General features: G+C 48.1%; 11 protein-coding genes. 7 read left to right on the plus strand and 4 right to left on the minus strand.

Going from position 1 to position 12,003, the window contains the following annotated elements:
• Window positions 1-35: 35 nt before the first annotated feature.
• The 3 genes from HHL17_RS04850 to HHL17_RS04860 all read right to left on the minus strand — a co-directional run bounded on the left by HHL17_RS04850 (window position 36) and on the right by HHL17_RS04860 (window position 2,672).
• The gene (locus tag HHL17_RS04850) at window positions 36-1,568 is read right to left on the minus strand and encodes an oligosaccharide flippase family protein (protein ID WP_169223638.1); all 1,533 of its coding nucleotides are present in this window, start codon (window positions 1,566-1,568) and stop codon (window positions 36-38) included.
• A gap of 33 nt (window positions 1,569-1,601) precedes the next feature.
• Window positions 1,602-2,000, minus strand: a complete 399-nt coding sequence (gene arfB, locus HHL17_RS04855; protein WP_169223639.1) for an alternative ribosome rescue aminoacyl-tRNA hydrolase ArfB — start codon at window positions 1,998-2,000, stop codon at window positions 1,602-1,604.
• Window positions 2,001-2,210: 210 nt separating this feature from the next.
• Window positions 2,211-2,672: a hypothetical protein gene (locus HHL17_RS04860; protein ID WP_169223640.1), complete on the minus strand. Its 462-nt coding sequence runs from the start codon at window positions 2,670-2,672 to the stop codon at window positions 2,211-2,213.
• A 95-nt stretch (window positions 2,673-2,767) separates the two neighbouring features.
• Here HHL17_RS04860 and dtd point away from each other — a divergent pair, with 95 nt between their 5' ends.
• The 5 genes from dtd (at window position 2,768) to HHL17_RS04885 (ending at window position 6,820) form a co-directional block, all read left to right on the plus strand.
• Window positions 2,768-3,220: a D-aminoacyl-tRNA deacylase gene (gene dtd / locus HHL17_RS04865; RefSeq protein WP_169223641.1), complete on the plus strand. Its 453-nt coding sequence runs from the start codon at window positions 2,768-2,770 to the stop codon at window positions 3,218-3,220.
• Window positions 3,221-3,275: 55 nt separating this feature from the next.
• Window positions 3,276-3,602, plus strand: a complete 327-nt coding sequence (locus HHL17_RS04870; protein WP_168870531.1) for a nucleotide pyrophosphohydrolase — start codon at window positions 3,276-3,278, stop codon at window positions 3,600-3,602.
• 78 nt (window positions 3,603-3,680) lie between these two features.
• A complete protein-coding gene (locus tag HHL17_RS04875; protein ID WP_240975091.1) occupies window positions 3,681-4,637 on the plus strand; it encodes a YihY/virulence factor BrkB family protein in 957 nt (318 codons plus the stop codon).
• Window positions 4,638-4,717: 80 nt separating this feature from the next.
• On the plus strand, window positions 4,718-6,145 hold the full coding sequence (locus tag HHL17_RS04880; RefSeq protein ID WP_169223642.1) for a glycine--tRNA ligase: 1,428 nt from the start codon (window positions 4,718-4,720) through the stop codon (window positions 6,143-6,145).
• Window positions 6,146-6,193: 48 nt separating this feature from the next.
• Window positions 6,194-6,820 carry a hypothetical protein gene (locus HHL17_RS04885; RefSeq protein WP_169223643.1) on the plus strand — a complete coding sequence of 209 codons (627 nt, stop codon included), beginning with the start codon at window positions 6,194-6,196 and terminating at the stop codon, window positions 6,818-6,820.
• Between the two features lie 5 nt (window positions 6,821-6,825).
• Here HHL17_RS04885 and HHL17_RS04890 read toward each other — a convergent pair whose 3' ends face one another.
• Entirely contained in the window at window positions 6,826-7,548 is a 723-nt protein-coding gene (locus HHL17_RS04890; protein WP_169223644.1) for a ferredoxin--NADP reductase, read from the minus strand.
• A gap of 281 nt (window positions 7,549-7,829) precedes the next feature.
• Between HHL17_RS04890 and mfd the strand changes: the two genes are divergently transcribed.
• A complete protein-coding gene (gene mfd / locus HHL17_RS04895; protein WP_317166518.1) occupies window positions 7,830-11,072 on the plus strand; it encodes a transcription-repair coupling factor in 3,243 nt (1,080 codons plus the stop codon).
• Window positions 11,073-11,257: 185 nt separating this feature from the next.
• Entirely contained in the window at window positions 11,258-11,968 is a 711-nt protein-coding gene (locus HHL17_RS04900; RefSeq protein ID WP_169223646.1) for an SIMPL domain-containing protein, read from the plus strand.
• Window positions 11,969-12,003 lie beyond the last annotated feature (35 nt).

Consider the following 12,003-nt stretch of genomic DNA (forward strand, 5'->3'; position numbering starts at 1 on the left):
AAATCTCAAAATCCCAAAATCAAAAAATCCCCAAATTATTTGATGTATTTCCCGATAAACGGCATCCGGGCAAACTCCTTTTTCTCCATCCGGAAGATAAACCACGCATAAGCTCCAAAGAAGAGGGTGGCCACTGCGAGAGATAGAGGCTTCAGCGCATAGATATCGCCGGGAGAAAGCACTTTGGCGTTCAGCCAGTTGAACACATAGTAGGTGAGTACGGCCAGCCCAATGTAGGTGATCAGTTTAGGTAGATGGTAAGGTATCGGGTAATAACGCTGTCCCCATACATAACAAACCACCATCTGTACAAAATAGCAGACCATGGTGGCCAGTGCGGCGCCATAGTAGCCCATCACGGGTATCCACCAGTAATTAAGGAGGAAAGCCAGTACAGCCGTGATCAGGGTGATCACCGCGCCGGTCTTGGTACGATCGGTCAACTTGAACCAAATAGTCAGGTTGTAATAAATGCCGAGGAACATATTTGCCAGCAGGAGTACGGGGACTATCCGCATGCCCTGATAGTAGAAGGGCACCCGTAGGAATATCTTCCAGACATTGAGGTACAGGCTCACAAAGAGGAACATGAAGCACAACATTACTACAAACAGCTTCATAATACGGGCATATACCCTTTGGGGGTTCTCACTTTCGGCCTGTTTAAAGAAGAAAGGCTCCGCCCCTAACCGGAACGCCTGTATGAACATGGTGATCAGGATGGCCAGTTTGTAGTTGGCGCTGTACAGGGCGATGGTCTCTTTTTTAGCCTCCATACTGTTGCCTGGCAGGAACTGTGGCAGGAACCAGGCCCTGTCAAAGGTCTCGTTGACCATGCCGGCCATGCCCACAATGATCAGGGGCAGGGCATAATGGAGCATCTTTTTCCAGAGCGCCGGGTCAAATTTCCATTCTATCTTCTGTATTTGTGGCAGGAACAGTACCAGGGTGACTGCACTGCCGAGCATATTACTCAGGTAAATATATCCCGTCTGATCGCTGCCGTTGTGCAGGTTGGGTACCCACTGATGACCGGCTGCAGCCAGCTTGGGGCAGATGACCAGAAAAAAGATGTTGAAAAAGATGGTGGTAAGGATACCGGCTACCCGGATGGCGGCATACCGTACCGGGCGGCCCTCCAGTCGCAGTTGGGCAAAAGGTATGGCTGTCAGTGCATCAAAAGCCATGAGCAGCACAATGTAGGTGTAGAATGCCGGATGCCCGGTAAGTCCGGCCAGTTCCCCGGTATACGAATTGATCACCGGCCCCCGCAATAACAGCAGCAGGATAGTGATGGATATCGTGGATATCAACAGGGATATGGTGGACGTTCCCAGCACATGGGACTTGTTTTCCTGTTTGGCAAACCGGAAAAAGGCAGTCTCCATGCCATAGGTGAGCACAATATTGGCGAAAGGGATATAGGCATATACGTTAGACATCTCCCCGAAGGAGGCCCTGCTTAAAATGCCGAGGTAAAAAGGCGTCAGGAAATAATTGAGCAGCTTGCTCACAATATTACTCAACCCGTAATAAACCGTCTGTCCTGCCAGTTTCTTGATGCTCAAACCCTAAAAATTTTATGCAAAATACAATTGCCGTTACTCAAAATTACCTCTCCGCAGTTGTTTTTTCTCAGACAACCGCTTCTTGAACTGTATCCTTTTTTCAACAACCGCCTTCGGTGTCCTGGTGGCTATTCTTTTCTTGCGGGGGATCAGTGCTTTGTTGATCAGGTCATTTATCTTGAAGATAACCTCCTGTTTGTTGCCCAGCTGGGTGCGGGCCGTCTGTGATCTCACCTGTAATATTCCTTCCGAATTGATACGGTTGGCCAGTTTCTCATGGAGCAGTTGTTTCTGCTCAGGGGTTAACAAGGCGGAGGCTTCTATGTTAAATGCGCCTTCCACCATGGTTTCCACCTTGTTCACATGCTGTCCGCCGGAACCGCCGCTGCGGGCCGTACGAAAGGTGAGCTCAGGTGTAACATTAATGTTCATTGTATGATTCTTTTTTATAATGCAAATTTACGTTAATTGACCGGCAATTTCAAGTTCCGGAGGCTGAAGCCCTGGGCTATAATGTTGAAAAACAGCTTATAATCTGAAAGGCCTTCCCGAAGGTAAGCATATTGGATGGCTGGTAACACATCACGAAAAGCCAGGCCCACCTGCGGCAGACTGGCTTCATTAAACAACAGGAAAAGATGATTACCGGGAAAAAGGGATGAGATATGCGTAAGTGCTGTCTTTTTTAAGCGGTACAGCATTATCTCCAAGGGTAACGCCGACAAGTTCGTTGGAACAACCGGCTTCCCTGAACGTCATGTTGATTTTGTACTGCGCAACACGGCCAGTCTGGCCCACCTCGAGCACCATGCTTGGTGCTACCGGGCCTTTGAGGTAGGTAGCGCCGGTAGAACGGGAGGCCTTCTCTACCCAATAGCCGGACTGACCATTCGGCCGGATGAGCCGCACGCTGTCAAGCGGAATAGTGGCCCCCGGGCCGGATACAAGGTCTGCGCCGGTCTGCGGATCGGTCAACCGGAATGTAAACTGGATGGCCATCTTCAGGGTGGCAATGTCGTTATTGTTACAGGGGCTTTTTTCCTTGTGGCTGCAGCTGCCTGCCAACAGGGCAACTAACAGGATACCTGGTAAAATACGTGGCATAAACAATAGATTTTGGTATCAGTTAAGCGTACAAAAGCGGAAAATGTTACCGCGGTTTGTCTTAATTTCCCGCTGGATTAAAACAGGAAATTGATATGAGAGCAGTTATACAGCGTGTATCCGAGGCATCCGTAACGGTTGATGGCGTCATCACCGGCCAGATCGGACAAGGCCTGCTGGTATTGCTGGGTATTGAAGACGCTGACGGCCCGGAAGATATCCAATGGTTGAGCAGTAAGATTGTCAACCTCCGCATTTTCAACGATGATGCCGGCGTGATGAACGTTTCCGTGAAAGATATGCATGCAGATATCCTGCTGGTAAGCCAGTTTACCCTGCACGCCTCTACGAAAAAAGGCAACAGGCCTTCGTATATCCGTGCCAGTAAACCGGACGTGGCCATCCCGCTGTATGAGAAAATGATCGCGCAACTGGAGCAGGACCTTGGTACAACTATCCAGCGCGGTATCTTTGGCGCTGATATGAAAGTAGCGCTGCTCAATGATGGGCCGGTTACCATTATCATAGACACGCACCAGCGGGAATAAGATAAAACCATTATGCCTGCAATCCGTTATCTTTAAAAACTACAATTCATTATCCATGACTATACAGGAAGCACAGGAAAAGATCGACAACTGGATTAACACGACCGGGGTACGCTATTTCAGTGAGCTGACCAATATGGCCATCCTTACGGAAGAAGTAGGTGAAGTGGCCCGTGTAATGGCCAGGCAGTTCGGTGACCAGTCTGCTAAAGACAGTGACAAAAAAAGAGAATTGGCCGATGAACTGGCCGATGTTATGTGGGTGGTGTTGTGTATCGCCAATCAAACGGGTATAGATATGACCGTGGCGCTCGAGAAAAACTTTGACAAGAAAAATATCCGGGATGCTACCAGGCATACCAACAATCCTAAACTGAAATAATCACCCTCCTCTACGCCTATGCCACGGGAAGCAAATGCCATGCATGCTTTTTGCTTCCTGTGGGTAAAAACCTGCAGCATGAATAAACCAATGGGAAAAATACAATTGTACTGGACGGTGCTGAAAGCGTCCGGCAATGCTTTTATAGATGATAAAGTGCTGAAGCTCAGCGCGGCGCTGGCTTACTATACCATCTTCTCCGTAGCTCCCATGCTCATTATCATCATCTTCTTCTGTGACCTGTTTCTGGGCAAGGAAGCGGTGGAAGGCAGTATCTATGGCCAGATACAAGGCCTTGTTGGCAGTGAGGCGGCCATTCAGATACAATCCATGATCCGCAACGCTACCTTGTCGAATGATATGAGCTGGGCCACCATAGTAGGTTTTGTGACGCTGGTCATTGGTGCTACCGGCGTGTTTGCAGAAATACAGGATTCTATTAATTTTATCTGGGGACTGAAATCGAAGCCCAAGAAAAACGGCCTGCTGCGTATGCTCATCAACCGGCTATTGTCTTTTTCGCTGGTAGTCAGCATGGGCTTCATTTTGCTGGTATCACTGGCTGTTAACGGCCTGGTGGAGCTATTCCAGAATGTACTGGCGCAACTTATCCCTACCAAACTCACTACTACACTGATTGTATATGTGGCCAACCTGGTGGTGCCTTTTCTGGTGATCACCACCCTGTTTACCATCATCTTCAAGGTGCTGCCCGATGCCCGGATCAGATGGAAAGATGTGCGGGTAGGCGCTGTTGCAACGGCAGTGCTGTTTATGATTGGTAAATTCGCCATCGGCTACTATCTCGGTGCCAGTAAGGTCGGCTCTACCTACGGGGCCGCAGGTTCTGTGGTCATTATCCTGTTATGGGTATACTATTCCGCAGCCATCCTGTACTTCGGAGCGGTTTTTACCCGCCAATACATACATCATTTCGGAAGGGAGATTTACCCTAACGATTATGCGGTCTGGGTAAAACAAGTAGAGGTGCCTCACGAGCCGCCGGCTCCCGGTAATGGGGTGGAAGAAGGGTAATAGTATTTATTTTAGTTAGATATATATTATAAAATAATTACAATCATATTTTCAAAATTGGCATTTATCTTTGCGCGACTATGTCTACAGATCAGAATAAATTCCAGGCGATCATATCGCACTGTAAAGAATACGGTTTTGTTTTTCAGTCCAGCGAAATATACGATGGGCTCAGCGCGGTGTATGACTATGGTCAGTACGGTTCCGAGCTGAAAAAAAATATTAAGGACTACTGGTGGAAGAGCATGACCCAGCTGCACGAAAATATCGTGGGGATCGATGCTGCCATCTTTATGCATCCTACCACCTGGAAGGCGTCCGGTCACGTGGACAACTTCAGCGATCCTATGATCGATAACAAGGACAGCAAAAAACGCTACCGGGTAGACCACCTGATCGAAGCGTACGCCGAAACACTGCCTGAAGCAGAAGGCAACGCTGTGCTGGCCCAGATGGACGAACTCCTGAAAGAAAATGACTTCGCAGGCCTGAAAACCCTGATCGAAGAGAAAAAAATAAGCTGCTCTGTCAGCGGCACTTCCAACTGGACAGACGTTCGTCAGTTCAACCTGATGTTCTCCACCCAGCTGGGCAGTGTAACGGATGAAGCCAGCGAAATATACCTGCGCCCGGAAACAGCGCAAGGTATCTTCGTGAATTTCCTCAATGTGCAGAAAACCGGCAGGATGAAAGTGCCTTTCGGTATCGCACAGATTGGTAAAGCCTTCCGTAACGAAATCGTTGCCCGTCAGTTCATCTTCCGTATGCGCGAATTTGAACAGATGGAAATGCAGTTCTTTGTACGCCCTGGCACACAGAAAGAATGGTACGAGAAATGGAAAGAAGAAAGGATGCAATGGCACCTGAGCCTCGGCACCGATCCTTCCAAATACCGTTTCAAAGACCACGTGAAACTGGCGCACTACGCCGATGCCGCTGTGGACATCGAATTTGACTTCCCGATTGGCTTTAAGGAAGTGGAAGGTATCCACTCCCGTACCGACTTCGACCTGAAACAACACCAGGAATACAGCAAGAAAAAACTCCAGTACTTCGATACAGAAATTAACCAGAACTATGTGCCTTACGTGATAGAAACCTCTATCGGTCTGGATCGTATGTTCCTGCTGACAGTCTGCAACGCCTACGAAGAGCAGGACCTCAGCACGCCTGAGAAAGCCGATAGCCGCGTGGTGATGAAGTTCCCCGCGAAACTGGCGCCTATCAAACTGGCGGTTTTCCCGCTCACCAAAAAAGATGGTTTGCCGGAAGCAGCACAGTTACTGGTAAATGAGTGTAAACAATACTTCCACTGCTACTACGAGGAAAAGGACAGCATTGGTAAACGTTATCGCCGCCAGGATGCCATCGGTACGCCTTTCTGCGTAACCGTTGACCACCAGACCAAAGAAGACGGTACTGTTACCATTCGTTACCGCGACTCTATGGAACAGGAACGCGTTCCGCTTACAGAGGTGAAAAACATCGTTCTGAGCAAGATCATGTAACATATTCAGGGCCACAGCCGTTTAATTTCGTATATATCCCTACCCCCTATGCATATACGAACAATAACAGCTGTGGCCCTTTTGTTTTGCTGCATTTCCCTTTCCGCCCAAAAGACGCCCCAGGATTCTACCAATCATTCCCGTCCCCGTAAGGAACACCCGGTGTATTTACCCAAGAAATGGCCGCATGTCGTGTATGGCACACTGTTAGGGCCTTCCTGTGGTATTGGCGTTAACTATGATACGCGGTTTAACGGAAAGCGCACCGGCCTTGGGATGCGTGTAGGCGCAGGCATTGTGCCTCAATACAAGGAGTCGTGGCGTTATTATAAACGTATTCCCGAAGGGCAAGGAAGGTACCATGACTCCACTATTACACACAGTTTTTCTGTTCCCGACCGCCCCACCCTCTTTGGAGGCATTAACTATGTGTTCGGCTTGCCGAATCCCGATCGGAATTGTCTGGAAGTTGGCGCCGGGATGACTTACATGTTTGGCGACTCGCTTTGGTTTGAGGAAGGGGCAACAGACCGCACCACACTGGGATGGTTATCCATTGCAGGCCGGCGTCATTTTATCAATAAACATTTTATGTTCAGGATGGGAGCTATGTTGATGTTCTCTTCCAATCAGGTAACACCCAATCTGGACACAGGTTTTGGCTATTGTTTCTAACCAGATTATCCGTACAATTCGAGGTGAATATCATGGCGGTCATATCCCATGGCGGTGATACGCTGCCGGGCCTCGTCTATCATGGCTTTCCAGCCGCACAGGTAGAAGTTGGCGGGCCGCTTGTCCCCGGCGAGGATTTCTTCGTAGATACCGTGTACATAACCCTTTTTGCCGGTCCAGTCCTCCTGGCGGCTCAGCGTGGGGATATAGTGAAAACGGGGCATGTCTTTGTCCAGCTGCCGCATTTCTTCAGCATACAGCAGGTCCTGTTCATAACGACAGCCAAAGATCAGGTGGATATTGGGATGTGGCAGCTGATGCAGCTGTATATGATGTATCATGGACCGGAACGGCGCGATGCCCGTACCGGTGCAGATAAGGAACAGGTCTTTTTCCATGTCTGCCGGCAGCGTGAACATGCCCAGCGGGCCTCTTACCTGTAGGGTGCTCCCCTCTTTGATTTCATTGAAGAGGTACGTACTACCAACGCCTCCCTCCAATAGTACGATCACCAGTTCAAATTCATTGGTGCCGTCCGGATGCGAAGCAATGGAATAGCTGCGCCAGCGCTTGTTTTTCTTTTCATGAATGGGTAGGTCCAGGGTGACAAACTGCCCGGGTTTAAAATCAAATCGTTCCAGCTCGGGTATACGGATCCAAAAACGCCGTGTATTGGGGGTTTCATCTAACAGCCGGGTAACGATGCCTGTATACCAGATCTCCTGCATGGAAAAAGGATTTTGGTGTCACTGAATATAATGAAACATTTTGGGATTTTGTTATTTGAATATTTGATCATTTTAATAATCAGCGGATTCCCGTCAAATAATTAAATCTCTAAATAATCAAATAAACAAATGTTCGTATCTTTGCAACCTTCATGAATTTACAGGCTGTATTACAATTATTTCAACGTGATGCTCGCCTGCAGACGCTGGTGAAGGGGATTCAAACACCCGCCCCACAATACTTTCAGCTTTCTTCCCTGAGCGGGAGTGCAATAAATTTTGTGGCGGTATCAATCTGGGCTAATGCAGAAGCGAACCATCTCTTTATTCTGAATGATAAAGAGGAGGCAGCCTATTTCCAGAACGATCTGGAAGAACTCAGCCAGGCCCTTGATATTTTCTATTTCCCCGATTCTTTCAAAAAAACCGGACAGTTCCAGGAGTTCAACAGCAGCCACAGTATGTTGCGTACGGAAGCGCTGATGAAATTTTCCGGCGATGGCGTACGGAAAAAAATACTGGTCACCTACCCGGAAGCACTCTGGGAAAAAGTGGCCGGCAGCAAGGCTTTCAGCTCCAATATGGTGCAGCTGAAGGTAGGGGACGTGCTGAAAGTGGACCCGCTGCTGGAGAAACTGATCGGCTGGGGATTTGAACACACCGACTTCGTATATGAGCCCGGCCAGTACGCACTGAGAGGTGGTATCCTCGATATCTACTCTTTCGGTAACGAAAAGCCATACCGTATTGAACTGTTTGGAGAAGATATCGACTCTATCCGCCTGTTTGATCCGGAATCCCAGCTTAGCGAGCGCAAGCTTACACTGGTAACGCTCATCGCTAATATGGATACCCACACGGTAGATCACCTGAAGACGTCACTGGTAGAATTTCTCCCCGCCAATACCATCGTGTGGATGAAAGACCCTGCCTACATTCAGGGCGTGGTGGAGCAGATGGAACAACGGCTCGATGATTGGTTGCTGACCGGTCAGAAAGTGAAGGTGAACGATGATGAAGACATGGTGCTCAGCAGCGATGATTTCGTGAAAGCCGCTCCCCTGATGGAACAGCTTTTACAGAAAACGACCGTGGTTTTCGGTAATAAAGAATACCTCACGGAAAAAAGCATACAGCCGGAAACAGTTGTCTTCGATACACAGGAACAACCGGTCTTCAACAGACAGTTCGATCTCCTGATCAAAGACCTGGCCCAGCATAACAATAACAAATACTCCCTCTTTATATTCGCTGATAACCCGCGCCAGCTCGAACGTTTGCGCAGTATCTTCGAAGACCTGAAAGCAGACTTTGTCTTCTTTCCCATACCAGTGGCCATCAGCCACGGATTCATCGATCACTCACTGAAACTTGCCTGTTACACAGATCACCAGATCTTCCAGCGTTTTCACAAATCAAGGGTAAAACAAGCCTACAATAAAAACAAGGCGATTACCATGAAAACGTTGCGGGAGCTGCAACCCGGCGATTATGTAACGCATATCGACCATGGCGTGGGCGTGTACAGCGGTTTGCAAAAGATCGAGTCCGGCGGTAAAATGCAGGAAGCTATCCGTATTATTTACAAAAACAACGACCTGTTGTATGTAAATATCAACTCCCTGCACAAAATCAGTAAATACACCGGTAAGGAAGGTGTGGAGCCCCGGGTGAACAAACTCGGCAGCGACGCGTGGGACAAGCTGAAGGAAAAAGCTAAAACGCAGGTTAAGGACATCGCCAAAGACCTGATCAAATTATACGCTGTGCGTAAAGCCCAGCAGGGTTTTGCACACGCACCGGACACCTATCTGCAAACAGAGCTGGAAGCCTCCTTCCTGTATGAAGATACGCCGGACCAGAGCAAAGCTACCGCCGATGTGAAAAGGGACATGGAAAGCCCCGCTCCTATGGACCGCCTCGTATGCGGTGACGTAGGCTTCGGTAAAACAGAAGTGGCTATCCGTGCAGCTTTCAAATCCATCGTAGATGGTAAACAGGCGGCTGTACTGGTGCCCACTACCATCCTCGCATTCCAGCACTATAAAACGTTCTCCGAGCGACTGAAAGATTTCCCCTGCACGGTGGATTATCTCAACAGGTTCAAATCTTCCAAAGAGAAAAAGGAAACGCTCAAAAAGCTGGAGGAAGGCAAAATCGATATCGTCATCGGTACACATGCCCTGCTGAGCAAAGATGTGAAGTTTAAAGACCTGGGCGTGCTGGTGGTGGACGAAGAACAGAAATTCGGTGTGTCTGCCAAAGAGAAGTTGAAACAGCTGAAACATAACGTGGATACCCTCACCCTAACGGCAACGCCTATACCAAGAACGTTGCAGTTTTCGTTGATGGGTGCCCGTGACCTTTCCATTATCAATACGCCGCCGCCTAACCGGCAACCTATTGAAACGGAAGTACAGGTCTTCAACCAGGACCTTATCCGCGACGCCATCTATTACGAAACGGAACGAGGCGGCCAGGTGTACTTTGTGCACAATCGTGTAAAAGGACTGGCTGAAATGTCTTCGCTGATACAGGGTCTATGCCCCGATCTGGCTATCGCTACGGCCCATGGCCAGCTTGAAGGCCATCAGCTGGAAGAAGTCATTCTCGACTTCATTGACCGCAAATATGATGTGCTGGTGTGTACCAATATCGTGGAAAGCGGCGTGGATATTCCCAATGCCAATACGATTATCATCAATAACGCGCACCACTTCGGGCTGAGTGACCTGCACCAGCTGCGTGGCCGTGTAGGTCGCAGTAACAAAAAAGCATTCTGTTACCTGCTGGCGCCGCCCATGAGCACCCTCACTGCCGACAGCCGTAAGCGCCTGCAAACGCTCGAACAGCACAGTGAGCTGGGCAGCGGTTTCCAGATCGCTATGCGCGACCTCGATATCCGCGGCGCCGGTAACCTGCTCGGTGGTGAACAAAGCGGATTTATGGCGGAAATAGGTTTCGATATGTACCAGAAGATCCTCGATGAAGCCATCCGTGAACTGAAACAAAACGAATTCCGCGATCTCTTCAAAGAACAACTGGAAGAGAAAAAAGACTTCGTCAATGACTGTACGATCGATACTGACCTCGAAATATTGATCCCGGATACTTATATAGAAAGTATCCAGGAACGTCTGAACCTGTACCAGGAACTGGACAATACCACAGATGAAGGCAGGTTACAGCAGTTCGAGCATGAACTGGCAGACCGCTTCGGCCCAATGCCAGATCCCGTAAAAGACCTGCTCACTATGATACGCTGCCGCTGGATGGCTATTCAACTGGGCTTCGAGAAAATGATGCTCAAAGAAGAAAACCTCCGCTGCTACTTTATCAATAACCCCGACTCCCCGTATTTTGAATCACCTACGTTCAATCATATATTAACGTATATACAAACCCGTACCAACAACGCCAAACTCAAACAGGTAGGCAAAAACTTCATGTTGGTGGTGAACCGTATCCGTAATATGAACGATCTCTATGCTTTCCTCAAAGGCATAACGGATAGCCGCAAATAATTTTCTGTAACTTTTTCGTTGCATAATCGTTTCATTTATAATGTGAAACGAATGTTTTTATATGTCTATATGATGCTGTTGAAAATTTTTTTTCCCTGCTTTTGTGGAAACACGGTTTTATACTGCATCATGAAGGCGTAATAAACATCGAAAACAATTTTTTTAAATAAGAAAAACAAAGACACATGAAAAAGGTAATGTTATTAGCCGCCGGATTATTCTTCGCTCTGAGCACTTTTGCCCAACAGGCTGACAATAAACAGGTAAAGAAAATTGAAGTGAACGGCTCTGCTGAAATAGAGATCACACCTGATGAATTGAACCTGGACATCTCCCTGAGAGAATATTTAAAAGGGAAAACAAAAGTGGACATCACCACCCTGGAAAAACAACTGGTAAAAGCCATCGCTGATGCGGGATTGCCTAAAGAAACCCTGACCGTCGAAAATGTGAATGGCTTTAACAATGAGTTCTTCCTTCGCAAGAAAAAAGATCCGGTTGAATTTATGACCCGCAAGCAATATCGCCTGAAACTGACCAGACTGGACAAAATCAACGATATCCTGGGTGCCATAGACGCGGAAGGTGTTGAAAGTACCCGCATCGCTTCTTATACTTCCAGCAAAATGGACCAGTACCGCAAGGAAGTAAAAATCAAAGCTATAAAAGCTGCTAAAGAGAAAGCTGAATATATGCTGGCTGCTATCGGTAACAGCATCGACGGTATCCTCGAAGTACAGGAAATCAACACTGATAACTACGCTGACTACCGCCCGCAGATCATGGCCAATGCAATGTATAAATCTGCTGATGCTCTTGGTGGTGGCGCTCCTGAACTGGATTTCAAATCTATCAAAGTTCGCGCTGAAGTAAGAACAGTATTTACCATCAAATAACTACATCATAAAAATGAAAAAGCCGCAGGAGTTAA

This window comes from Chitinophaga fulva, assembly GCF_012927205.1.
Taxonomy (GTDB): Bacteria; Bacteroidota; Bacteroidia; order Chitinophagales; family Chitinophagaceae; genus Chitinophaga; species Chitinophaga fulva.